At 63.0% G+C, this 22,757-nt stretch carries 19 protein-coding genes and 3 pseudogenes; 8 read left to right on the forward strand and 14 right to left on the reverse strand.

The window, feature by feature from the left end; genetic code table 11:
* Positions 1–43: 43 nt before the first annotated feature.
* Both queD and N5J71_RS15985 read right to left on the reverse strand, forming a co-directional pair.
* Positions 44–400 (reverse strand): 6-carboxytetrahydropterin synthase QueD, encoded by a 357-nt coding sequence (gene queD, locus N5J71_RS15980; protein ID WP_074855975.1) that lies wholly within the window; start codon positions 398–400, stop codon positions 44–46.
* Positions 401–512: 112 nt separating this feature from the next.
* A complete protein-coding gene (locus tag N5J71_RS15985; protein ID WP_074855978.1) occupies positions 513–1,592 on the reverse strand; it encodes a patatin-like phospholipase domain-containing protein in 1,080 nt (359 codons plus the stop codon).
* 145 nt (positions 1,593–1,737) lie between these two features.
* Here N5J71_RS15985 and N5J71_RS15990 point away from each other — a divergent pair, with 145 nt between their 5' ends.
* Genes N5J71_RS15990 through N5J71_RS16005 form a run of 4 tightly spaced genes read left to right on the forward strand, consistent with a single transcriptional unit; the run spans position 1,738 to position 4,338 of the window.
* Complete coding sequence (locus tag N5J71_RS15990) at positions 1,738–2,046, forward strand: PepSY domain-containing protein (protein ID WP_003461318.1); 309 nt, start codon at positions 1,738–1,740, stop codon at positions 2,044–2,046.
* Positions 2,046–2,360 carry a PepSY domain-containing protein gene (locus tag N5J71_RS15995; RefSeq protein ID WP_003461320.1) on the forward strand — a complete coding sequence of 105 codons (315 nt, stop codon included), beginning with the start codon at positions 2,046–2,048 and terminating at the stop codon, positions 2,358–2,360. The genes N5J71_RS15990 and N5J71_RS15995 overlap by 1 nt, the downstream gene beginning before the upstream one ends.
* On the forward strand, positions 2,360–3,028 hold the full coding sequence (locus N5J71_RS16000; protein WP_003461322.1) for a response regulator transcription factor: 669 nt from the start codon (positions 2,360–2,362) through the stop codon (positions 3,026–3,028). The genes N5J71_RS15995 and N5J71_RS16000 overlap by 1 nt, the downstream gene beginning before the upstream one ends.
* A complete protein-coding gene (locus tag N5J71_RS16005) occupies positions 3,025–4,338 on the forward strand; it encodes an ATP-binding protein (protein WP_279917216.1) in 1,314 nt (437 codons plus the stop codon). The genes N5J71_RS16000 and N5J71_RS16005 overlap by 4 nt, the downstream gene beginning before the upstream one ends.
* 102 nt (positions 4,339–4,440) lie before the next feature.
* Here the strand turns inward: N5J71_RS16005 and N5J71_RS16010 are convergent, their stop codons facing one another.
* Positions 4,441–5,037, reverse strand: coding sequence for an NADPH-dependent FMN reductase (locus tag N5J71_RS16010; protein ID WP_017676629.1), 597 nt, complete (start codon positions 5,035–5,037; stop codon positions 4,441–4,443).
* 145 nt (positions 5,038–5,182) lie between these two features.
* On the reverse strand, positions 5,183–7,327 hold the full coding sequence (locus tag N5J71_RS16015; protein ID WP_104729705.1) for a methyl-accepting chemotaxis protein: 2,145 nt from the start codon (positions 7,325–7,327) through the stop codon (positions 5,183–5,185).
* A gap of 184 nt (positions 7,328–7,511) precedes the next feature.
* Here N5J71_RS16015 and N5J71_RS16020 point away from each other — a divergent pair, with 184 nt between their 5' ends.
* Positions 7,512–8,831: a Na+/H+ antiporter family protein gene (locus tag N5J71_RS16020; protein ID WP_003461330.1), complete on the forward strand. Its 1,320-nt coding sequence runs from the start codon at positions 7,512–7,514 to the stop codon at positions 8,829–8,831.
* 117 nt (positions 8,832–8,948) lie between these two features.
* Positions 8,949–9,649, forward strand: a pseudogene (locus N5J71_RS16025) (cache domain-containing protein); the annotation flags it as partial.
* Here the strand turns inward: N5J71_RS16025 and N5J71_RS16030 are convergent.
* A pseudogene (locus tag N5J71_RS16030) lies at positions 9,640–9,848 on the reverse strand (xanthine permease XanP); the annotation flags it as partial. The pseudogenes N5J71_RS16025 and N5J71_RS16030 overlap by 10 nt on opposite strands.
* A 493-nt stretch (positions 9,849–10,341) precedes the next feature.
* Between N5J71_RS16030 and N5J71_RS16035 the strand changes: the two are divergent.
* Positions 10,342–10,757, forward strand: a pseudogene (locus tag N5J71_RS16035) (IS5 family transposase); the annotation flags it as partial.
* Here the strand turns inward: N5J71_RS16035 and N5J71_RS16040 are convergent.
* The 9 genes from N5J71_RS16040 to N5J71_RS16080 all read right to left on the reverse strand — a co-directional run bounded on the left by N5J71_RS16040 (position 10,740) and on the right by N5J71_RS16080 (position 21,954).
* On the reverse strand, positions 10,740–11,579 hold the full coding sequence (locus N5J71_RS16040; protein ID WP_306811871.1) for a GGDEF domain-containing protein: 840 nt from the start codon (positions 11,577–11,579) through the stop codon (positions 10,740–10,742). The pseudogene N5J71_RS16035 and the gene N5J71_RS16040 overlap by 18 nt on opposite strands.
* A gap of 100 nt (positions 11,580–11,679) precedes the next feature.
* Positions 11,680–12,507: an alpha/beta fold hydrolase gene (locus N5J71_RS16045; RefSeq protein ID WP_003461339.1), complete on the reverse strand. Its 828-nt coding sequence runs from the start codon at positions 12,505–12,507 to the stop codon at positions 11,680–11,682.
* A 106-nt stretch (positions 12,508–12,613) separates the two neighbouring features.
* On the reverse strand, positions 12,614–14,575 hold the full coding sequence (locus N5J71_RS16050; protein ID WP_116618531.1) for an acetoacetate--CoA ligase: 1,962 nt from the start codon (positions 14,573–14,575) through the stop codon (positions 12,614–12,616).
* A gap of 221 nt (positions 14,576–14,796) precedes the next feature.
* The gene (locus N5J71_RS16055) at positions 14,797–15,696 is read right to left on the reverse strand and encodes a hydroxymethylglutaryl-CoA lyase (RefSeq protein ID WP_279917217.1); all 900 of its coding nucleotides are present in this window, start codon (positions 15,694–15,696) and stop codon (positions 14,797–14,799) included.
* Positions 15,697–15,852: 156 nt separating this feature from the next.
* Positions 15,853–17,781 carry an acetyl/propionyl/methylcrotonyl-CoA carboxylase subunit alpha gene (locus N5J71_RS16060; protein WP_084340751.1) on the reverse strand — a complete coding sequence of 643 codons (1,929 nt, stop codon included), beginning with the start codon at positions 17,779–17,781 and terminating at the stop codon, positions 15,853–15,855.
* A 1-nt stretch (position 17,782) separates the two neighbouring features.
* A complete protein-coding gene (locus N5J71_RS16065) occupies positions 17,783–18,577 on the reverse strand; it encodes a gamma-carboxygeranoyl-CoA hydratase (RefSeq protein WP_074855992.1) in 795 nt (264 codons plus the stop codon).
* 86 nt (positions 18,578–18,663) lie between these two features.
* Positions 18,664–20,271, reverse strand: a complete 1,608-nt coding sequence (locus N5J71_RS16070; RefSeq protein ID WP_206419297.1) for a carboxyl transferase domain-containing protein — start codon at positions 20,269–20,271, stop codon at positions 18,664–18,666.
* Positions 20,272–20,374: 103 nt separating this feature from the next.
* Positions 20,375–21,538, reverse strand: a complete 1,164-nt coding sequence (locus N5J71_RS16075; RefSeq protein ID WP_074855996.1) for an isovaleryl-CoA dehydrogenase — start codon at positions 21,536–21,538, stop codon at positions 20,375–20,377.
* Between the two features lie 35 nt (positions 21,539–21,573).
* Positions 21,574–21,954, reverse strand: a complete 381-nt coding sequence (locus N5J71_RS16080; RefSeq protein WP_017676704.1) for a MerR family transcriptional regulator — start codon at positions 21,952–21,954, stop codon at positions 21,574–21,576.
* A gap of 87 nt (positions 21,955–22,041) precedes the next feature.
* On the opposite strand from N5J71_RS16080, the gene N5J71_RS16085 reads away from it, so the two are divergent.
* Positions 22,042–22,743 (forward strand): SDR family NAD(P)-dependent oxidoreductase, encoded by a 702-nt coding sequence (locus N5J71_RS16085; protein ID WP_003461350.1) that lies wholly within the window; start codon positions 22,042–22,044, stop codon positions 22,741–22,743.
* Positions 22,744–22,757 lie beyond the last annotated feature (14 nt).

The following is a 22,757-nucleotide window of genomic DNA, read 5'->3' on the forward strand; positions in this document are numbered from 1 at the left end:
AAAGGCCACCTTGAAGGTGGCCTTTGCTGTTTCTGGGCGCTGATCAATCGCCGCGATATTCGCAGCCGCTGGTGCAGGTCTCGTGGATGCGTACGCGCGACAGCTCAGGCAGCAAGGGTTTGACCTGTTGCCAGATCCACTTGGCCAGCACTTCGCTGGTTGGGTTTTCCAGGCCGGGGATGTCGTTCAGGTAGTTGTGGTCGAGCTGCTCGTAGATCGGTTTGAAGATCGTCTTGATCTCAGAAAAGTCACGAATCCAACCGGTATAGGGATCGACTTCACCTTCGATATAAATGGCGACTCGAAAGGAGTGGCCGTGCAGGCGGCCGCATTTGTGGCCTTCCGGTACGTGTGGCAGGCGATGGGCCGCCTCGAAGATGAACTCTTTGAACAATTCCACTGAACAGCGCTCGCGTAAATGATTCCGCCTGATTGGCGTTGAGCGGCACAGTTTATCAGGTATGGCCCGATTGCCGCCTAATCACGTCCGCTCAAAAGGTTGACCGGATCAATCAGAGGGGTTGCAGGCGTTCTGCCAGGCGGCCGCTTTCGACCAGTTCGAGAAATTCGTCGCCGAGCCGCGCGCTCTCGGCCATGGCCTGACGCCAGTAGCGCTCGCGCCCCTCATCATTGCCCAGGTAACGCTTGAAGTCGGTACGATCCGGCAGCTTACCGTGCGGCAGGCGCGCCAGGTAGTCGCGTGATGGTGCCAGCAGCAGTACGTCCTGCAGGCGGCTGCGGTCGCCACGGCGCCAAGGCATGCTCTTGTCGAACCAGCCCGGTATCACCCGGTCGGTGAAGTGCGGATAGAGCACGATGTCTTCGCCGCTGTAGGGCAGGTCGAGGTGATAGTCGAGTAGGCCGCCGTCGCGGTAGGCGCCTGGTTCCAGGCCAGGAATTTCACGAATCGCCTCCATCACCATGGGGATCGAGCCCGAAGCCAGCAGGGCGTGGCGCAGGTTCTTCGAGGTCAGCGCATGGAAGTGCGAACGGAAGTCGCTCAACTGAGCCAGGGGCGGCACCTGTCGCGCATCGTGCAGAATCACTCGGTCGAAATGACGGCCAAGGCGCTGGCGGGCCAGAAAGTTGTTGCCGATCACCGATGACAGGCCAAGGCCGAGTTTGCCGCGATGGTCGTGTTGCAGCAGGCCATGGCTATTGACCACGACAATATGCAGGCGGTAGTGCGGGTTGGCGATGATGGCGGCATCCTGATCGGCGAGCAGCTCGTTGAGCATCTGCCGGCAACTGCCCGACACCTCGGCCATGCTCACGCCTTTGGCGAAGCGCTGGGAGGTGTACAGCTCACCGAGTCGTCGAATCCCCACTGCCGGATCGGGCAGGCAGGCACTGGCGAAGCGCCAGGAGCCGATGGACGCGCCGATCAGCGCGCGTTCACGCGGCGCGCGAAGCAACCAGTCACCAAACAGTGCCAGATCCAGGCCTTGAATGCCGATGCCCTTGGGCCCGCCTGCCGCTCCAGGCAGGATGCCGACGTCCGCCGGGCTCAGGCCATTCTGGCTAATTCGCGCCAAGGCTCTGGGGCCGACCTTGATAGTCAGGGCAGGGGATTTGATATGGATCGCGCTCATCATGCCTCCTTTCGCAGCAGGCGATTATAGAGGCGTGGGCGAGCAGGCCAAGCCACTTCATGCGGTGAATGACGTGAGTGAATTCAGCTTGAATTAAGTGCCTGGGCCTAGAGTGGCAGTCACTGATTCACTGCTGGAGAAACCCATGAAACGATTGATCAGCCTCGCAACACTTGCCACCCTCGCCAGCGTCGCTACCATTGCCCAGGCGCGTGATCTCGGCCCGGATGAGGCCCAGCGTCTGCGTGATGCCGGGACCATCAAATCCTTCGAACAGCTCAATGAAGCGGCACTGGCCCAGCATCCAGGCGCGCGCATCGAAGAAACCGAGTTGGAAGACGAATACGGTCGCTATATCTATCAGATCGAGCTGCGCGATACCCAGGGCGTGCAGTGGGACCTGGAGCTGGATGCCAGCACCGGGGAAATCCTCAAGAACCATCAGGACGATTGATGAAGTTTCGACGTACCACCGCGCTGTTGCTGGTTCTGGCATGCGGTTTCGCCAGTGTGCCGGGGATTGCGCGCGATCTCGACCAGGATGAGGCTCTGCGCCTGCGGCGCGAGGGTGTCATCATGCCCTTCGAGCAGCTGATGGAGCACATCGGCAATGCCTACCCCGGTTCCACTTTGCTCGAAGCGGAGCTGGAGGAAGAGGATGGCGTGCTGGTCTATGAAGTCGAGATTCTGACCACCTCGGGCGTGGTGCGTGAGCTCGAACTGGATGCCCGCAACGGCAATATTCTGAAGGATGAGGAAGACGACTGATGCGCCTGTTGCTGGTGGAAGACCATGTACCCCTGGCCGATGAGTTGACCGCCAGCCTCACGCGTCAGGGCTATGCCGTGGACTGGTTGGCCGATGGCCGTGATGCGGCCTATCAGGGCGCCAGCGAGCCTTATGACCTGATCATTCTCGACCTAGGCCTGCCAGGCAAGCCGGGGCTTGAGGTGCTGCAGGAGTGGCGTGCCGGCGGACTGGCCACGCCGGTGCTGGTGCTGACTGCGCGAGGTTCCTGGGCCGAGCGCATCGAAGGACTGAAGGCCGGCGCCGACGACTACCTGACCAAACCCTTCCACCCCGAGGAACTGGCCCTGCGCATCCAGGCGCTGTTGCGCCGCGCCCATGGCCTGGCTAACCAGCCGCAACTGGAGGCCGCCGGGCTGCAACTGGACGAGAGCCGCCAGTGCGTGACAGCAGGCGGCGAAGCCATCGACCTGACTGCAGCCGAGTTTCGTCTGCTGCGTTATTTCATGCTGCATCCGGGGCAGATTCTCTCCAAGAGTCATCTCGCCGACCACCTCTATGACGGCGAGACAGAGCGTGATTCCAACGTCATCGAGGTTCACGTCAACCGCCTGCGCGGCAAGCTCGGACGTAACGTGATCGAGACCCGTCGCGGGCAGGGCTACCGCTTTACCGGAGAGCAGGGTTGAGGTCCATTCAGCGCCGGCTCGGTATTGGCCTGGCCGCGACGCTGCTGCTGGTTGGGCTGGTACTGGCGCAGGCCAGCCTCTGGGTCTTCGACCGCGGCCTGCGCGCTTATCTGGAAGAGAATCTGCGTGACGAGGCGCAAGGCCTGCTGGCCGCGCTGATCCGTGGTCCGGCAGGTTTGCAACTGGATGAGCGACGTCTCGATCCTTCGTTCCAACGGCAATTCTCGGGGCATTACTTTCGCATCGATTTTTCCGACCGCAGCTGGCGTTCACGCTCGCTGTGGGATCGTGAGCTGCTCAAACCCAACGGCATTGGCATGCAGGCCGAGCTGGGCGATGGCCCGCAAGGCCAGTTGCTGCTGATCTACCGCGCCGACTACCGTCGCTATGGCGAGAATCTGTCGATCAGCGTGGCGCAGGATTACCAGCCGATACTGCAGAGTTTTCGCCGCATGCAGTGGGTGGGTTTGGGCCTGGGAGGCGCTGCGCTGCTGCTGATCCTTGTTGCCCAGCGCTACACCGTTCGCCGAGCCCTGCGCCCACTGGAACAGGTGCGTCAGCAGATCGCGCAACTGCAGCAGGGTCGACGTAGCGATCTGGATGCCGAGGTGCCCGAGGAGCTGGAGCCTCTGGTCGCGCAGATCAACCACCTGTTGGCGCATACCGAGGACACCCTCAAGCGCTCGCGCAATGCGTTGGGCAATCTTGGCCATGCACTTAAAACGCCGCTGGCAGTGCTGATCAGCCTAGCGGGTCGTGAAGAGTTGGCGGCTCATCCGGCCCTGCGCGCGACCATGCGTGAACAGTTGGAGCAGATCGAGCAGCGTCTCAGCCGCGAGCTGGGGCGTGCGCGCCTGGCTGGTGAGGTGCTGCCGGGGGCACGCTTCGATTGCGCGCAGGAGCTGCCAGGATTGTTCGCGACCTTGTCGATGATTCATGACCGCGGCCTGAGTCTGGACTGGCAGGCGCCGCCAGGCCTGGTGCTGCCGCGTGATCGTGAAGATTTGCTGGAGCTGCTCGGCAACCTGTTGGACAACGCTTGCAAATGGGCCGATCAGCGCGTGCAGTTGACGGTGGAGGAGAGTGCCGAAGGCTATCGCCTGTCTGTCGATGACGACGGCCCCGGCATCGATGCCGAACGCCGCGAGGCCGTGCTGGGCCGCGGTACTCGCCTGGATGAACAAGTGGCGGGGCACGGCCTGGGGCTGGGTATCGTGCGCGACATCATCGAGGCCTGGCATGGCCGTATAGAACTGCAGGACAGCCCGCTGGGCGGGCTGCGAGTGGTGGTCATTCTGCCACGGCGTTGAACCAAGGTTAGGCGAGCCATCGCTGGTGGGTTACGCGGCGCGGTAAGTTTGTTGGCGCCTGCAAACGCTGCGTTCAGCGCCGCTAATCCACCCACGGATCCCTTACATACCGTTGGCGAAGGCCGAGTTGTCGAAGCTGATGGCGGCGCGTACCGGCTGCAGGGCGTGGGCGTAACGCACCAGTACATCGAGCGCGTAATCGATGCGGGCGCGGATGCGCTCATCGGCTTCGTCCACCGCCTGCGGGCCGTTCAATACCTTCTCGACCTGACGCACGATCAGGTGCTCCGGCAGGTAGCACAGGCGGCAGTTCTTGTAACTGGAGGCGCGCAGTTCGCTGATCGGGTAGGCGCCACCAATACCGGAGGAAACGCCAACCAGCAGGCCCGGCTTGTGCGCCAGTTCGGCCTTGCTGGCGTAGATGAAGAAATTCTTGATCGCCGGGCAGGCCATGCCGTTCCACTCCGGCGCGATGATCACCACCGCATCGGCGGCGGCCAGTTGCTGTTGATACATGCCCCAGGGGCCGGCATCTTCAGCGGGCCACAGCGGTAGCGGCGCCAGGCCCAGATCGATGATGCTGCTGGTGTCCTGAGTGGTTTGCCCCATCTCGATCAGGCGCTGACGCAGCACGCGAGCGACCTTTCCCGATTGGCTGTTGTTGCGGCTGGAGCCGGCGACCAAGGCGATATTGAGCATGCTGCTTCCCCCGAAAAAAGAACGCAGGCTAGGTGATTGCCTGCCTGCGCCGCAAGGGAAGCGCCGCCAGATCGAGGATGATTTGGCGTCATGTCCGCCTGTGCGCGCCCGGATTTGAGGTGCGCGCGGCGCACCCTATCTGAGGTTACACGCGGAACTGATCCATCAGGCTCTGCTGGTGATTGGCCAGGCGATTGAGGTTCTGGCTCACCTGCGCCGACTCGTCGGCCTGCGCGGTGATGGCTTCGGTGACGTCGCGAATCGAGGCAACGTTGCGGTTGATCTCCTCGGCCACCGAACTCTGTTCCTCCGCCGCGCTGGCGATCTGCAGGTTCATATCGGTAATGGTGCTGACCGCCTGGCTGATGCGCTGCAGCGCGGCCACGGCCTGCTGAACCTGCTCGACGCTGCCCTGAGCCTGGCGATGACTGCTGTGCATGGTGCTGACCACCTCGCGCGTGCCGTTCTGCAGGCCTTCGATCACCTGGCGGATTTCCTCCACCGAATCCTGGGTGCGTTTGGCCAGGTTGCGTACTTCGTCGGCGACCACGGCAAAGCCGCGACCGGCTTCGCCCGCACGCGCGGCCTCGATGGCGGCGTTGAGGGCAAGCAGGTTGGTCTGCTCGGCAATCGAGCGAATCACCTCCAGCACCGAGCCGATCTGCTCGCTGCTGTTGGCCAGGCCTTCGACTTCCTGCATGGCCACATTCATTTCATTGGCCAAAAGATCGATGGTGCTGGTAGTGCGGTCGATCACCTGCAGGCCTTCTCGGCTGGCCTGGTCGGCATTGCGCGCGGCTTCTGCGGCCTGCGCGGCATTGTGGGCGACATCCTGGGCGGTGGCGCTCATTTCCTGGAAGGCGGTCGCCACCTGGTCAACCTCGCGATACTGCTGCTGCATGCCGGCGCTGGTCTGGCTGGCGATCGCTGCGGACTGATCGGCCGTGCTGCGGGCGTCGATCACGCTGTTCTTCACGTCGGCGATGATGGGCTGCAGTTTGTCGAGGAAGCGGTTGAACCAGCCAGCCAACTCGCCCAGCTCATCCTGCCGGGCGTATTGCAGGCGGCGGGTCAGGTCGCCTTCGCCGCTGGCGATATCCCTGAGCATGGCGGCCACACCGAGAATCGGCCGCGTTACGCCGCGTGCCGTCAGCCACATCAGCAGCAGACCGGCGATCACCGCGACAAGGCCCATCAGCAGCGCGACCAGACTGTCACTGGCACGGTTGGCATCGAGCTGTGCGCCCAGCGTGATGGCGCGCTCTAGCAGTACGTTCTGAGGTACTTCGAGCAGCACTGACCAGGGCTTTGACTCGGGGATGGGTTTGAACGGGCTGATCTCGCGGAGCATGTCACCGTGATGCAGCTCGGCATCGCTGCCGCTCTGGATCAGGCCGCGCAGTTCGCTGGCGTTTTCGGGAAAGGCGCGTTCGACCGGCTGGCTCAGCAGGCTGCCGTCGCGGCTGTGGCCCGCCAGCAGGGCGCTGGGGCTGAAGATGCTGATATGGCCCTGGCCGTCATACAGCTCGCGATTGGCCTCCTGGCTGATCTGTTGCAGGCTGGCCAGGCTGATATCGACGCCCATCACGCCGATGATCTTGCCGTCTAGTTCCAGCGGGAAGGCGATGCTGGTCATCAGCGTCTTCTGCCCGCCGACCTCGTCGTAATAAGGCTCCAGTACGCAGGGCTGACGGGTCTCGCGCGGGCAGGTGTACCAGGCGTTGTAGGCCACGCCGTTGTCACCCGGCGTGGTGTCGCCGAGCAATTCTTCGGTCATGGCCTCGGCTTCCAGCTTGCCGATCGTGGGTTGTGCCCAGTACAGCGCGAAGCGCCCTGCGTCATTGCTGCCCAGGTCGGGCTGGTCGGCGAACAGCTCGTCCTTGCCGTCCAGAGCGTTGGGTTCGAACACCAGGTACAGGCCGAGCAGGGTGGGGTTGGCTTCCAGGCTGCTGCGCACCTGGCGGGTCAGGTCCTCACGCAGGTCGAAGGCATCGAGAAAGCGCTTCTCAGCCTGCTCGCGCAGAAACAGAATCTGCCGGGAAAACCCCTTGCCGTACTGGTAGGCGTCCATGAAGTAACGCTGGATGCGAATCGCCTGTAATTCACTGCGCGCCTTGAGGCGCAGTGTCGCGCTCTCTTCCAGCATGGCAGAGCTTGCGTCGCGCACCAGGCTGGCGCTGCGGTTGGACTGATACTGCGAGGCACCCACCAGCAAGGTGACGATGGCGAGCAGGCACAGGCCGGCGAGCAGGGTGATCTTCCATTGGATCGAAAGACGGCTGAACAGCATGGTGCGTTCCTTTCTACATGGACTTAGAGGGTTATCGGTGTGCGGCCCGTATTCTTGATCGATACGTGTGTGGTCGAAATTATGCACGTTTCGATTTAAATAATGAACGAGCATGCGTTTTGACAGGTGTGGCTCGCTTACGGCAAAGTACGCGGCTTTTTGCGCCGTGCAGGTGGAGTGCTTTATGAACGCTGTAATCGCTGCGGTCGGCATCATGCTGGTCCTCAGTCTCTGTCGCGTACACGTGGTCGTGGCGCTGATCATTGGTGCGCTGGCCGGTGGGCTGCTTGGTGGGCTGGGCGTCGAGGGCACGCTGAAGGCGTTCAACCAGGGGCTCGGTGGTGGGGCGACCGTTGCCCTTTCATACGCGCTGCTGGGGGCTTTCGCCGTGGCCATCGCCAAGGCGGGCCTGGCCCACGCCCTGGCGGACAAGGCGCTGGCGCTGGTCGGCAAGCAGCAGGAAGGCGCCGGTGGTGCGCTGAAGTGGCTGCTGATCGGGCTGCTGCTGGCGGTGGCGATCTCCTCGCAGAACCTGCTGCCGATCCACATCGCCTTCATTCCGTTGCTGGTACCGCCGCTGCTCTATGTATTGAGCAAGTTGCAGCTCGACCGTCGCTTGATCGCCTGCGTGCTGACCTTCGGCCTGATCACACCGTACATGTTCCTGCCGGTGGGTTTTGGCGGCATCTTCCTCAACGAGATCCTGCTGGCCAATGTCGCCAAGTCCGGGGTTGATGTCACGGGTATCAATGTCACCCAGGCGATGTTCATTCCGGCCCTGGGCATGCTCTTCGGCCTGCTTGTCGCGGTGCTGTTCAGCTACCGTGGTAAGCGCGTCTATGACCTGGAGAAAGTCGCGCAGGCCGAACGCGTGGACATGCACTACAACCCGCTGAGCCTGCTGGTGGCAGGGCTGGCCATCGCCGCGGCGTTCGTCGTGCAGCTGTGGCTGGACTCGATGATCATCGGTGCGCTGGTCGGTTTCGTGATTTTCTCGGTGTCCGGCGTGGTGCGCTGGAAGGAAGCGGACGGTCTGTTTACCGAGGGCATGAAGATGATGGCCATGATCGGCTTCATCATGATCGCCGCTGCAGGTTTCGCCGAGGTGATGAAGACCACCGGTGAGGTCAAGACGCTGGTCGATAGCTCTGCAGCCCTGATTGGCCACAACAAGGCCGTTGGCGCGTTGCTGATGCTGCTGGTCGGGCTGCTGGTGACCATGGGCATTGGCTCTTCCTTCTCGACCATCCCGATCATCGCCGCGATCTTCGTGCCGCTGGGCGTGCAACTGGGTTTCAGCCCGCTGGCCATCGTCTGCATCGTCGGCACGGCCGGTGCCTTGGGTGACGCGGGTTCACCTGCCTCGGACTCGACGCTCGGGCCTACCTCGGGGTTGAACGCCGATGGTCAGCACAACCACATCTGGGACAGCGTGGTACCCACCTTCCTGCACTACAACCTACCGCTGCTGGCGTTCGGTTGGGCCGCCGCTATGCTGCTGTAAAGGTGTGAACAGACGCCGGGTTAAGTTCTCGGCGCTTGGGTCGCTTAACTCCTGAACGGGGCTGCCGATAGACGGGTAGCCCCGTTTTTGCGTTGGCTTCGCACAAGGACAATAACAATGCACCTGACATTGAAAGCCAAGGTAATCCTGCTTGCGCTGGTTCCCGTCACCTCTTCGCGCTGGTGCTCAGCGCCACGGCGGCGAGGGTGTTGCAGAATCTGGCTGCTGATGAAGTGGCCGAGACCCGTGAGCGTCTGCTGCAGGAGAAACGCAGCGAGCTCGAGCACTACATCCAGATCGCACTGGGCTCGGTGAAGGGGCTCTACGATGGCGCCGCGCAAGGCGACATGGCCAGGCGCGAACAGGCCATCGCCATCCTCTCGAAGATCAAGTACGGCGCCGACGGCTACTTCTTCGGCCACGACTCCAACGTGGTGCGCCTGTTCCGTGGCGACAGCCCGGTGGATGTCGGCAAGAGCCTGGCCGAGCGGCACGACCCGAACGGTGTGTACATCAACCGTGAGTTGGTCAACCAACCGGTTTGTCGAGAAGGTGCATGGCCTGGTGCGGCAGATCGTCGAAATGACCGGGCAGCTTACCGAGCTGGTGGGCCAGGTTTCCGAGCAGGCGCAGCGCTCCGAGCAGGCCATGGGCAGTAGCGCCACGAAACCGATCAGGTGGTCACGGCGATCAATGGAATGTCCGCTGCCGCGCACGAAGTAGCCAAGAGCGCGCAGAACGCCGCCGAAGCCGCGACCGCGAAGGGCAGGCAGCCAAAATCGTGGTCGATGGCAGCATCAAGCGTATTCATGCTCACCAGATAAGGCACATGGGCGCCGAGACCGAGGGCACTACCGACGATCAGGGTGGGGTGATGATGCCGACGAAGCTGGCCAGCACATGCTGCAGCGCCGCGAAGATGGCAGGGGCGAAAGCTGGCGTGTCGTCCAGCTGATAGATGAGGTCGCTGTTGTCGACGGGCGCAGCTGGGGCTTGGGTGTTGCTGTCTGCGGTCATGTCATAGCCTGCCAGTTGTTTTATATGGTCATGGGCTTACACGAGGCTTCACGGCACCTCTGCTCTGCTCGAAGGAAAGCTGTCCTGTCGGTCAGAATATGCCGACTATAGAAATTGTGGCCATGGCTAAAAAACAATTTATTTATGGATTGTGCACAAAAAGCTGGGCGGCCGCTCAGCTTGCGCTGCCGGCGGTTCGGCGGGGTGCCGGGTTGGCGCTTGAGTCGCTCCTGCACGAAGCAGGGGGGCGTAGGGTGGACATGGCGCAGCTTTGTCCGCCAATGTCCTTTCGCCGTCCTCTGCGCGAGCGGCGCTGGACAAGCCTTTGGCATGTCCAGCGGGTTGTCGAGCTTCCAGCGCAAGCCATTTCTTGTGGAGCTGCGGCCCGAAGGGGCCCCTGATGGTAGGCCATAGAAAGGCTGTGTCTGCGTTAAGTGTTGGGAGTGGGTGCAAGGGTCAGTAGGGTGGGCTTCACGCCTCCTATACTGGAGCGACAATGAAGGTTTTCAAGGCGCTTGTGGCGCAGCCCGACATGGAATGAGTGTTCATTGATGGCAGCTATGCCAAGGCTCACCAACACAGTGCAGGCGCTGCCAGTGGCAACGATGAGGCCATAGGAAAAAGTCGAGCTGGCAATACCAGCACGATTCACCTGGCAGTTGATGCTCATGGACTGTCCATCGAGTTTGAAATTACGGGGGTCAAATCAATGATTGCACCCAGGCTCCCGCATTGATTGCCAAGCTCCCGGAGGCAGAAACCATTGTCGCGGACAAGGGCTATGACAGCGAGAGAGTTCGGGAGCAGGTTGAGCAACAAGGGGCCAAGGCCGTGATCCCGAGAAAGCGTAACACCGTTTGCGGCCCGATGCAGCGATCGATCCTGAGCCGGCTACTCGTGTCGAATGCTGCGATTCCTGCCCTGAGCTTTGGCTATGTAAAGGGCTTTGTCGGCTGCCGCCAGCAGACGCTCCAGGTAGCGTTCACAGGGTTTCAGGCTGGCGATGCCGATGCTTACCGTGACCGATTCGTTGGCGATCTCAAGCGCCTTGACCTGATCATGCACGCGCTCGGCGATATCGCTGGCTTCAGCGTGATCGGCGTGGGGTAGCCATATCGCGAACTCTTCGCCGCCGTAGCGCGCCACACTGTCGCCACTGCGCACGCTGGCCAGAAGACGTTGCGCCATATCCACCAGAACTCGATCTCCCTCGGCGTGGCCGAAGCGATCATTGATCTGTTTGAAGTGGTCGATATCGATCAGCAGGAGGCTGCTGCAAGCCAGGTCGCTGACGCTGCCGAGCCACTGCTCGACATGCACTGACAGCGCTCTGCGATTACTCAGCGCAGTCAGTGGGTCGGTATGGCTCAGTTGTGCAAGCTGCTCGGCTTCACTCTGAATTTCCACCGCGTAGTTGGCCAACTGGGCGTAGGCGCTCTGCAGCGCCAGGTTGGCTTTGGCCAGTTGTGCTGCGCTTTCCTGTGCCTGTTCGCGAGCCTTGAGCAGCTCTGCTTCGAAACGTTGGCGATCCTTGGCGACGAAGAACAGCCAGATAACCTCCGGCGTGCCATCGACTTCGCTGATGCGTGCGTTGGCCATGACGGGTATTGCCTGGCCGTTTTCTGATTGCAGTTGCAGGTAAAGCTCACTGAACTCGCCGTTGCGCAGCAACAGGGGCCAGGCGTGGGTTTGCAGGAAGATGCGACTGGCCGGCGGAAAGAACTGGTCCATGCCTTCGGCCGCACCCGCACCTGCCAGGCGCTTGAAATCGCAATTGGAGTGCTTGATTCGGCCGTTGCAGTCAGTGACCAGTACCGGGCCGGGTAGGTGATCAAGATAGAACACGTGTGCGTGCTCCCTGCAGGTAGCGATGCATGGCGGCGCTCACCAGTTCAGGATGGCTCATGTGCGCGCAATGGCCGCTGACGTCCAGCGTTTCCAGGGTGCTGCCCGTGAGTGCGCTATGCAGATAGTCGGCAACTGATGTGGGAACCAGTGCATCACGCTGGTGGTGCAGGATCAGGCTGGGCGAAGGACACGACTGTAGCGCCGGGCGGATATCGGAAAAGAAGGTGGCTTGAGCGAAGGCATGGGCCATGATTGGGTCGGTCGAGCAGAAGCTGTCGGAGAGCTGCCGGGTGACTGCGGGAGTTTCGTCGGCCGATACCAACGGTGCGAACTGCTGGGCCCAGCCCAGATAGTTATGGGCCATCAGCTCCAGCAGCCCTTCCAGGTCACTGCGTTCGAACCCACCGCGATAGTCGGGCGGATCGTTGAGAAAACAGGGGGAGGGGCCGAGAAGAATCAGCCGGGAGAACAGCTCGGGCCGCCTGATGGCAGCAAGAATGCCGACGCTGCAACTGATCGAGTGGCCAACGAAGGTCAGATCACCCGAGAGTTCGAGCGCGTCGCATACTTCCAGAAGGTCTTCTACGTAACCCTCCAGCTGGGCATAGCGGGCAGGGTGGAAGGCACTGGCATCGGAGCGGCCGCTGCCGACATAGTCAAACAGCACCTGGTGCCAGTGCTGGCTGAAGGCTGGCGTGACCTTGCTCCACATCTCCTGATTGCAACCGAAGCCGTGGCCGTAGATGAGCGTCGGGGCATCGGCCGTTTCCGCTTTCAAGCGTTGAACGTTGTTGCGCTGGATGATGTTCATGCCGCCACCTTACCATTTGCCGAGTTGGCCTTGGCCAGGGTTCAGCTGCTGTGAAGACGAAAAAATGGCGTCAGTATAGTGATTTTTTCTGACTGGTGGCTTTTGGCTACGACTCGTTTCGCAGTTCTGCCAGGCTGCGATACAGCTCCAGCGCTTGTGGGTTTGCCAAGGCATCGGTGTTCTTCACCGGGCTGCCGTGGACGACGTTGCGTACTGCGAGCTCGACGATCTTGCCGCTGAGGGTGCGCGGGATATCGGCGACCTGGATGATTTTCGCCGGCACGTGTCGCGGCGTGGTGTTGGCGCGGATCATTCGGCGAATCTCTTCGCGCAGGGTGTCGTCCAGCGTCACGCCATCACGCAGACGTACGAACAGCACCACGCGCACATCGCCCTGCCAATCCTGGCCAATGACGATGGACTCCAGCACCTGCGGCACCTTTTCCACTTGGCGATAGATCTCTGCGGTGCCGATGCGTACGCCACCCGGGTTGAGTACGGCGTCGGAGCGGCCGTGGATGACCAGGCCGCCATGAGCGGTTTCCTCGGCATAATCGCCGTGGGCCCAGACGCCGGGGAACGTGGCGAAATAGGCAGCGCGGAATTTCTCGCCGTCTGCATCGTTCCAAAAGCCCACTGGCATTGAAGGAAAGTGTCTGGCGCAGACCAGTTCACCTTTTTCCCCTGTCAGCGCCTGGCCATTGTCGTTCCACACCTGCACGTCCATGCCCAGGCCCTTGCACTGCAGTTCACCGCGCCAGACTGGCAGGGTCGGGTTGCCCAGGGCGAAACAGGAGACGATGTCGGTGCCGCCGGAAATCGACGACAGGCACAGGTCACGTTTCACGTCGCGGTAGATGTACTCGAAGCTCTCGTGAGCCAGTGGCGAACCGGTGGAAAGAATGACCTTGAGGCTGCTCAGCTTGTGGCTTTCACGAGGTCTGACGCCGGCTTTCTCCAGTGCGGCGATGAACTTGGCGCTGGTGCCGAAGATGGAGATGTCCTCGGCGTCGATCAGATCGATCAGGCGGGCCGGTTCGGGATGGAAGGGCGAGCCGTCGTAAAGCACCAGGGTGGCGCCCAGGGCCAGGCCGGAAATCAGCCAGTTCCACATCATCCAGCCGCAGGTGGTGTAGTAGAACAGAGTGTCGTCGGGCCCAAGGTCGGTATGCAGGCCCAGCTCCTTGACGTGTTGCAGCAGGGTGCCGCCGACGCCGTGGACGATGCACTTGGGCACGCCGGTGGTGCCGCTGGAGTAGAGGATGTACAGCGGCTGGTCGAAGGGCACAGGGGTGAACTGCGGCGCGCCGCCGGGTTGGTAGAAATCCTGCCAGAGGGTCGTTAGAGCAGCTGACTTGTAATCAGTAGGTCTGGCCTCGACGCGTGAGTAGGGCACGATAACCAGCCGTTCCAGGCTGGGCAGTTGCGGGAGGATTTCGTTGAGCTTGTCGGTGAGGTCGATTCGCTTGCCGGCGTAGCGGTAGTCGGCGGCGGCGATCAGCACCTTGGGCTCGATCTGACCGAAGCGATCAATGACCCCCTGGGTGCCGAAATCCGGCGAGCAACTCGACCAGGTGGCGCCGAGGCTGGCGGTGGCGAGCACGCCCACCACGGTCTGCCAGGTGTTGGGCATGAATGCAGCCACCCGATCACCGATGCCCACGCCCGCGTTGTGCAGGGCGCGTTGCAGCCCGGCGACATGGGCGGCCAGTTGCGCATGGCTGAGTTGCTCGCGGCTACCATCCTCGCCGACGGCCACCAGCGCCGGGTGACCGTCACGGCGACGCAGCAGATGCTCGGCGAAATTTAGGGTGGCACCGGGAAACCACTGCGCATCGGGCATTGCCGGGCCTTCGCGTAGTACTCGTTCGGCGGGCGCGTGGAAGTGGATCTGGAAGAAATCGACGATGGCCTGCCAGAAGGCTTCGCGTTGCTCGACGCTCCAGGCATGCAGGGCAGGGTAGTCGGCCAGATGCAGGGCATGGCGGTCGTTGATGAAACGGCGGAAGGCATCCATTCGGCTGGCGGCGATACGCTCGGCGGAAGGCGTCCACAGAGGTTGCTGCATGGTCAGTCCTCGTCGTTCTTGTCCCTGGGCTGCAGCTTAGTGCGTTCGGGGCATTTGACCTTTAACTCAGACGACCTTTGCTGCTATCGCACCGACTTTCTCATCGGTTCCGAAACTCTGGATAAAACGACGGGGCGATACGCTGCAGCCCCTTGTAGGAACGGCTTTAGCCGCGAAAATCGCGGATGAATCCGCTCCTACAGTGCAGAAGGCGATGACATCTATCGGCTCAGGCGAGCACGCGCCACCCGCGAGCCATTGGCCTTGCCCAGTACCTCACAGATGCGTTGACCCGCGGCGATCAGCTTATCCATGTCCACGCCGGTTTCGATACCCTGGCCCTGCAGCAGGTAGAGCACGTCTTCGGTGGCAACGTTGCCGGTGGCGCCCTTGGCGTAGGGACAACCGCCCAGGCCGGCCACCGAGCTGTCGAACACATTGATGCCTTCGAGCAGGCTGGCGTAGATGTTGGCCAGGGCCTGGCTATAGGTGTCGTGGAAATGCCCGGCGAGCCTGTCACGCGGTATGTCGCGAGCGACCACCTCGAGCATCGAGCGCGTCTTGCCGGCGGTGCCTGTGCCGATAGTGTCGCCCAGCGACACCTCGTAGCAGCCCATGGCGTAAAGCTCGCGGGCGACGCTGGCGACCTGCTCGGGCGCGATTTCGCCATCGTAGGGGCAGCCCAGTACGCAGGAAACGTAGCCGCGCACGCGCACGTTCGTCGCCTTCGCCGCCTCCATCAGCGGTACGAAGCGCGCCAGGCTGCCGGCGATGGAGCAGTTGATGTTCTTCTGCGAGAAGGCCTCGCTGGCGGCGGCGAACACCGCCACTTCCTCGACCTTTACCTCCAGCGCGGCTTCGAGGCCTTTCAGATTGGGCGTCAGGGCGGCGTAGGTGACGCCCGGCTGGCGCTGAATGCCGGCGAACACCTCGGCGGAGCCAGCCATCTGCGGTACCCATTTGGGCGAGACGAAGCTACCTACCTCGATATAGCTCAGACCGGCTGCTGTCAGATCGTCCACCAGGCGTACCTTGTCGGCGACGCTGATCGGCTGCTTCTCGTTCTGCAGGCCGTCGCGCGGGCCGACTTCGACCAGGCGTACGGATTTGGGCAGGTTCATCGGTTGTCCTCGTATTCATCGTAGGGTGCGCCGTGCACACCGTCTGCGGCAAGAAATCGTAGGGCGGGTGCAACCCGCCAACACGATCTGGCGGGTTGCACCCGCCCTACACAGAGCAGAATCGGTGGGCTGAAACGGATTGGCGCCTGGCCCGCCCTAGGGTTCGAGCTCCACCAGCACTGCACCTTCGCTGACCATTTCCCCTTCGCGGCAGTACAGCGCCTTGACCGTCCCGGCTTGCGGCGCGCGGATGCTGTGCTCCATCTTCATCGCCTCCAGTACCACCAGGGCTGCGCCAGCCTCGACCGTCTGGCCGGGTTCGACCAGTACACGGACAATGCTGCCGTTCATGGGCGCGCTCAAGCCACCATGCTGGGCGTGGCTGGCTTCAACGGCCGCGATGGGGTCGAAGCGGGTGATCGCGTGCAGTTCACCGCGCCATTGCAGGTAGAGGGTTTCGCCACGGCGAATGGCGCGTAGACGCTGGCGTGTGCCGTCGATCTCCGCCAGCAGCTCTTCACCCTGCAAGCACGCCCGGTTGTTCGCGCGCACCTTGCGGCTCTCGCCCTGACTGCTCAGGTGCAGCTCGATTTCCGTCACGCCACCGGCGCGCCAGCCACTGCGGGTCGCCCAGGGCGAATGCGGGTCGTCGTCGCGCTCTAGCGGCGCCTCGCTCTGTACCCAGGCATCGGCTGCCAGTTGCCAGAAGGCCTCCGGCAACTCGCTCGGTGCAGGCAGCAACTGCTGCTGATGGCGCGAGATAAAGCCCGTATCCAGCTCGCACGCGGCGAAAGCCGGATGGGCGAGGATGCGGCACAGGAACGCCAGGTTGGTCTTCACACCGCCGACCAGGGTGTCGCCGAGCATGGCGAGCAGGCGCAGGCGCGCCTGCTCGCGGTTCTCGCCCCAGGCGATCAGCTTGCCCAGCATGGGATCATAGAAGGGCGAGACGCTGTCGCCCTCGGCCACGCCGCTGTCGATACGGCGCCCATCGCCACTGGCAGCTTCGCGGTACAGCGCCAGGGTGCCGGTAGCGGGGAGAAAATCGTGATCCGGGTCTTCGGCGTACAGCCGTACCTCGATGGCGTGGCCGTTCAGCGGCATCTGCGCTTGGCTGATGGGTAGTGGCTCGCCACGAGCAACGCGAATCTGCCAGGCCACCAGGTCGAGGCCGGTGATGGCTTCGGTGACCGGGTGCTCGACCTGCAGGCGGGTGTTCATCTCCATGAAGAAGAAGTCGCCGCGCTCATCCAGCAGAAATTCCACCGTGCCGGCGCCGACGTAGCCGATGGCCTGCGCCGCCTTGACCGCCGCCTCGCCCATGGCGCGGCGCAGTTCGGCGGACAGGCCGGGGGCGGGCGCTTCCTCCACCACCTTCTGGTGGCGGCGCTGGATCGAGCAGTCGCGCTCGTTGAGGTACAGGCAGTTGCCGTGCTGGTCGGCGAACACCTGAATCTCCACATGGCGCGGCTTGAGTACGTATTTTTCCACCAGCATGCGCGAGTCGCCGAAGGCTGACTGCGCTTCGCGCTGCGCGGATTCCAGCGTCTCGGCGAACTGCACCTCTGACTCGGCGACCTTCATGCCTTTGCCACCGCCGCCGGCAGCGGCCTTGAATAGCACCGGGTAGCCGATGCGTTTGGCGGCCTCGCGGAAGGTATCAAGATCCTGCTTTTCACCGTGGTAGCCGGGCACCAGCGGCACGCCGGCAGCCTCCATCAGCGACTTGGCCGCCGACTTGCTGCCCATGGCTTCGATAGCAGAGGCGGGTGGGCCGAGGAAGATCAATCCGACCTGTTCGATGGCGCGGGCGAAGCCGGCGTTCTCCGAGAGAAAACCGTAGCCGGGGTGAATGGCCTGCGCGCCGCTGGCCTTGGCGGCAGCGATGATCTTGTCGATCAGCAGGTAGCTTTCGCCAGGCTTGGCGCCGCCGAGATTCACCGCCATGTCGGCTTCGCGCACATGCCGTGCATTGGCATCGATGGCGCTGTGCACTGCGACGGTACGAATGCCCATGGCCTTGGCCGTACGCATCACACGGCAGGCGATCTCGCCACGGTTGGCGACCAGCAGGGTGTCGATCATGTCATTGCTCCTGCCAGGTGGGTTGGCGTTTTTCCAGGAACGCACGCAGGCCTTCCTGACCCTCGGCGCTGACGCGCAGGCGGGCGATGGCGTTCTCGGTGTAGCGGCGCAGGGCTGGGGTCAGGTCGCCGCTGCCGACTTCGCGCAGCAGATCCTTGCTGGCGCGCATGGCTTGCGGGCTGTTTTGCAGCAGGTTGGCGACCCAGGCTTCGACCTGAGCGTCCAGCTCATCGGCCGGGAAGCATTCGGCGAGCAGGCCCAGTTCGCGGGCACGCTTGCCGTCGAAACGCTCGGCGGTGAGCGCGTAGCGCTTGGCGGCGCGCTCGCCAATGGCCTGCACGACGAAGGGGCTGATCACCGCCGGGGCCAGGCCGATGCGCACCTCGGACAGCGAGAACAGGGCGTCCTCGGCACCGATGGCCATGTCACAGCAACTGGCCAGACCCACTGCACCACCGAAGGCGGCGCCTTGCACCACGGCCAGGGTCGGGATCTTCAGGCCGTGCAGGTTGTACATCAGCTCGGCCAGTTCGCGGGCATCGCCCAGGTTGGCGTTGTAGTCCAGGCCGGCGGCCTGTTGCATCCAGGCCAGGTCGGCGCCGGCGCAGAAGTGCTTGCCACGGCCACGCAGCAGGAGAAAACGCAGGCTTTTGTCTTCACCGACGGCATCGAGGGCGAGGATCAGCTCGCGGATCATCTCGGCGTTGAAGGCGTTGTTCTTCTCCGGGCGATTCAGCCACAGGGTGGCGAAGCCGCGTGGGTCTTTTTCAAGCTCGATGGTGGTGAATTCGGTCATGTCTGTCGCTCTCAGAACTCTGGTGTAGGAGCCGGCTTGCCGGCGATGCTTTTGATCGCCCGCAAGCGGGCTCCTACAGACTGGTGTTACATCCGGAACACACCGAAACGGGTCGGCTCGATGGGCGCGTTGAGGCTGGCCGACAGCGCCAGGGCCAGCAGCTCGCGGGTCTGCGCCGGATCGATCACGCCGTCGTCCCACAGCCGGGCGCTGGAATAGAAGGCGTGCGCCTGCTGCTCGTACTGCTCGACGATGGGCTGCTTCAAACGCTGCTCGTCTTCGTCGGAGTAGGGCTGGCCAGCACGCTGCGCCTGTTCGCGCTTGACCTGCACCAGCACGCCTGCGGCCTGCTGCGCGCCCATCACACCGATCCGCGCGTTGGGCCACATCCACAAAAAGCGTGGGTCGTAGGCACGGCCGCACATGCCGTAGTTACCGGCGCCGAAGCTGCCGCCAATGATCACGGTGAATTTCGGCACCTGGGCGCAGGCCACGGCGGTGACCAGCTTGGCGCCATGTTTCGCAATTCCCCCGGCTTCATATTTTTGCCCGACCATAAAGCCGGTGATGTTCTGCAGGAACAGCAGCGGAATGCCACGTTGGCAGGCCAGTTCGACGAAGTGCGCGCCTTTCTGCGCAGCCTCGGCAAAGAGGATGCCGTTGTTCGCCAGGATCGCCACCGGATAGCCGTTGATGCGGGCGAAGCCGCACACCAGGGTGGTGCCGAACAGCGCCTTGAACTCATCCAGCTGCGAGTCGTCGACGATACGCGCGATCACCTCGCGTACATCGAAGGGCTGCTTGGCGTCGGCCGGGATCACCCCGTACAGCTCCTCGGCGGCATAGCGCGGGGGGATGGGCGCGCGGCTGTCGAGTTGGCCGAGCTTGCGCCAGTTCAAATTGCTGATGCTGCGTCGGGCCAGGGCCAGGGCGTGTTCGTCGTCCTCTGCATAGTGGTCGGCCACGCCGCTGGTCTTGCAGTGCACATCGGCACCGCCCAGTTCCTCAGCGCTGACTTCTTCACCCGTGGCGGCCTTCACCAGCGGCGGGCCGGCGAGGAAGATGGTCGCCTGTTCGCGCACCATGATGGTCTCGTCGCTCATGGCCGGCACGTAGGCGCCACCGGCGGTGCAGGAGCCCATCACCACGGCGATCTGCGCAATGCCCAGCGCGCTCATATTGGCCTGGTTGAAGAAGATCCGCCCGAAGTGTTCGCGATCCGGGAACACCTCGTCCTGGCGCGGCAGGTTGGCGCCGCCGGAGTCCACCAGGTAGATGCACGGCAGGCGGTTTTCGCGGGCGATGGCCTGGGCGCGCAGGTGCTTCTTCACCGTCAGCGGGTAGTAGCTGCCGCCTTTAACCGTGGCGTCGTTGGCCACGATCATGCATTCGACACCTTCGACACGACCGATACCGGCGATCACCCCTGCGGCGGGCACGTCTTCGCCGTAGACCTCATGGGCGGCGAGCTGGCCGATCTCGAGGAAGGGCGAGCCGGGATCGAGCAGGCGGTTGATGCGTTCGCGCGGCAGCAATTTACCGCGCGAGGTGTGGCGCTCCTGCGCCTTGGCGCCGCCGCCTTCATGGACGCGGGCGAGCAGGGCGCGCAGTTCGTTCACCTGGGCGAGCATGGCCGCCTGATTGTTGGCGAACTCGGGGGAGCGGGTGTTGATCTGGGTATGCAGGATGGGCATGGATGCCTCTTCGCTTGGCTCCCTCTCCCTCCGGGAGAGGGGTGGGGTGAGGGGAAAGCCCCTCATCCGCCCTTCGGGCACCTTCTCCCAGCGGGAGAAGGGATCACTTGGTCTCGTTGAACAGCTCACGGCCGATCAGCATACGACGGATCTCGCTGGTGCCGGCGCCGATCTCGTAGAGCTTGGCGTCGCGCAGTAGGCGGCCGGCCGGGTATTCATTGGTGTAGCCGTTGCCGCCCAGCAGCTGGATGGTATCCAGGGCCATCTTGGTGGCCATCTCGGCGGTATAGAGGATCACCGCGGCGGCGTCCTTGCGCGATTCCTCGCCGCGGTCGCAGGCCTTGGCCACGTTGTACAGGTAGGACTTGGAGGCATTCATGCCGGCGTACATGTCGGCCAGCTTGCCCTGCACCAGCTGAAATTCTCCGATGGACTGCTTGAACTGCTGACGCTCGTGCACGTAGGGCAGCACCACGTCCATGCAGGCGCTCATGATCCCGGTCGGACCGCCGGAGAGCACGGTGCGCTCGTAGTCCAGGCCGCTCATCAGCACGCGTACGCCACCGCCCTCGCTGCCTAAGATGTTCTCTTCCGGCACTTCGCAGTCTTCGAACACCAGCTCGCAGGTGTTGGAGCCGCGCATGCCCAGCTTGTCCAGCTTCTGGTGGCGGGAGAAACCCTTGAAGTCGCGCTCGACGATGAAGGCAGTCATGCCACGCGAGCCGGCGTTGATGTCGGTCTTGGCGTAGATCACGTAGGTGTGGGCGTCCGGGCCATTGGTAATCCACATCTTGTTGCCGTTGAGCACGTAGCGGTCGCCGCGTTTTTCGGCGCGCAGCTTCATCGACACCACGTCGGAGCCGGCGTTGGGCTCGCTCATGGCCAGGGCGCCGATATGCTCGCCGGAGCACAGTTTGGGCAAGTACTTCTGCTTCTGCGCCTCGCTGCCGTTCTTGTGAATCTGGTTGACGCACAGGTTCGAATGCGCGCCGTAGGACAGGCCAACCGAGGCCGAGGCGCGGCTGATCTCTTCCATGGCCAGCACATGCGCCAGGTAGCCCATGTTGGTGCCGCCATACTCTTCCTTGACCGTCATGCCGAGCAGGCCCATGTCGCCGAACTTGCGCCACATGTCCATGGGGAATTCGTTGTCACGGTCGATCTGCGCGGCACGTGGCGCCAGCTCGTTCTGGGCGAACTGATGGACCGAGTCGCGCAGCATGTCGAGGGTTTCGCCGAGGCCGAAATTGAGGGTGGGGTAGCTCATGGGGTCACCTGCTGTTGTTCTTGTCGTGGAGGTGATTACGCGGTCGTTTCGGCCAAGGCAGCGAGACAGCGCTCCTCGGCGGTATCCAGTTCCAGCTGCATCTGCTGGATATCCAGTAACTGTTGCTCAAGCTGCAGACGGCGCTCGGCGATCTTGCCCATGAAGGTCTCCAGCTGTTTACGGCTGCCGGTTTCCGGGTCGTAGAGCTCGATCAGCTCGCGGCATTCAGCCAGTGAGAAGCCGATGCGCTTGCCGCGCAGGATGAGTTTCAGCGTCACCTTGTCCTTGGCGCTGTAAACGCGCTCCTGACCGCGCCGCTCCGGCGCGAGCATGCCTTGCTCCTCGTAGAAGCGGATGGCGCGGGTGGTGATGTCGAGCTCGCGGGCCAGATCGGAGATGGAGTAAGTGGTTGCCATGGTCATTGCTCGTTTACCTTTACGTTAACGTAAGCCTGTGCAAATCTGCCTGTCAATCTCACTCCACAACAATCACAGAGGTTGAGCATGCGTATCGACGAATCCGTATTCCTGATCTGCGGCGGCGCCTCTGGTCTTGGCCTGGCAACAGCCCGTGAGCTGGTCGGATGCGGTGGCAAGGTGGTGCTGCTGGATATCAACGTAGAAGCGGGCCAGCAGGCCCTCGTCGAGCTGGGCGGCAACGCCCGTTTCGTATGTGCCGATATCACCCGCGAAGAGGATGGCCAGGCCGCCGTGGCACAGGCGTTGGCGGCGTTCGGCGCACATGGCCTGGACAGTTTCCGCCGTACCGTCGAGATCAATCTGATCGGCAGCTTCAACCTGTTGCGCCTGGCAGCCGAGGCCATGGCGCAGAACACGCCGAACGCAGGCGGCGAGCGTGGGGTCATCATCAATACCGCCTCGGTGGCGGCGTTTGACGGGCAGATGGGCCAAGTCGCTTACGCTGCGTCCAAGGGCGGCGTCGCGGCACTGACGCTGCCGGCGGCGCGTGATCTGGCGCGCTCGGGCATCCGTGTGATGTGCATTGCCCCCGGCGTGTTCGAGACGCCGATGATGGCCGGTATGCCGCAGGAGGTGCGTGATTCGATGGCGGCCAACGTGCCGTTCCCGCCGCGACTGGGTCGGCCCGACGAATACGCCGCGCTGGTGCGGCATATCGTCGAGAACCCGATGCTCAACGGTGAAGCGATCCGTCTCGATGGCGCGCTGCGCATGGCGGCTAAGTAACCAGAATGCTTTTG

The sequence above is a fragment of the Ectopseudomonas oleovorans genome (genome assembly GCF_029845265.1).
GTDB classification, from domain to species: domain Bacteria; phylum Pseudomonadota; class Gammaproteobacteria; order Pseudomonadales; family Pseudomonadaceae; genus Aquipseudomonas; species Aquipseudomonas oleovorans.

Bases quoted from the DNA above. Each gene is read 5' to 3' on its own strand.
- N5J71_RS16070 (WP_206419297.1), bottom strand. From the start codon at position 20,271: ATGCCCATCCTGCATACCCAGATCAACACCCGCTCCCCCGAGTTCGCC.
- N5J71_RS16000 (WP_003461322.1), top strand. From the start codon at position 2,360: ATGCGCCTGTTGCTGGTGGAAGACCATGTACCCCTGGCCGATGAGTTG.
- N5J71_RS16010 (WP_017676629.1), bottom strand. From the start codon at position 5,037: ATGCTCAATATCGCCTTGGTCGCCGGCTCCAGCCGCAACAACAGCCAA.
- N5J71_RS16075 (WP_074855996.1), bottom strand. From the start codon at position 21,538: ATGAGCTACCCCACCCTCAATTTCGGCCTCGGCGAAACCCTCGACATG.
- N5J71_RS16085 (WP_003461350.1), top strand. From the start codon at position 22,042: ATGCGTATCGACGAATCCGTATTCCTGATCTGCGGCGGCGCCTCTGGT.
- N5J71_RS15990 (WP_003461318.1), top strand. From the start codon at position 1,738: ATGAAACGATTGATCAGCCTCGCAACACTTGCCACCCTCGCCAGCGTC.
- N5J71_RS15985 (WP_074855978.1), bottom strand. From the start codon at position 1,592: ATGAGCGCGATCCATATCAAATCCCCTGCCCTGACTATCAAGGTCGGC.
- N5J71_RS16080 (WP_017676704.1), bottom strand. From the start codon at position 21,954: ATGGCAACCACTTACTCCATCTCCGATCTGGCCCGCGAGCTCGACATC.
- N5J71_RS15995 (WP_003461320.1), top strand. From the start codon at position 2,046: ATGAAGTTTCGACGTACCACCGCGCTGTTGCTGGTTCTGGCATGCGGT.
- N5J71_RS16045 (WP_003461339.1), bottom strand. From the start codon at position 12,507: ATGAACATCATCCAGCGCAACAACGTTCAACGCTTGAAAGCGGAAACG.
- N5J71_RS16050 (WP_116618531.1), bottom strand. From the start codon at position 14,575: ATGCAGCAACCTCTGTGGACGCCTTCCGCCGAGCGTATCGCCGCCAGC.
- N5J71_RS16055 (WP_279917217.1), bottom strand. From the start codon at position 15,696: ATGAACCTGCCCAAATCCGTACGCCTGGTCGAAGTCGGCCCGCGCGAC.
- N5J71_RS16040 (WP_306811871.1), bottom strand. From the start codon at position 11,579: ATGGACCAGTTCTTTCCGCCGGCCAGTCGCATCTTCCTGCAAACCCAC.
- N5J71_RS16020 (WP_003461330.1), top strand. From the start codon at position 7,512: ATGAACGCTGTAATCGCTGCGGTCGGCATCATGCTGGTCCTCAGTCTC.
- N5J71_RS16060 (WP_084340751.1), bottom strand. From the start codon at position 17,781: ATGATCGACACCCTGCTGGTCGCCAACCGTGGCGAGATCGCCTGCCGT.
- N5J71_RS16015 (WP_104729705.1), bottom strand. From the start codon at position 7,327: ATGCTGTTCAGCCGTCTTTCGATCCAATGGAAGATCACCCTGCTCGCC.
- N5J71_RS16065 (WP_074855992.1), bottom strand. From the start codon at position 18,577: ATGACCGAATTCACCACCATCGAGCTTGAAAAAGACCCACGCGGCTTC.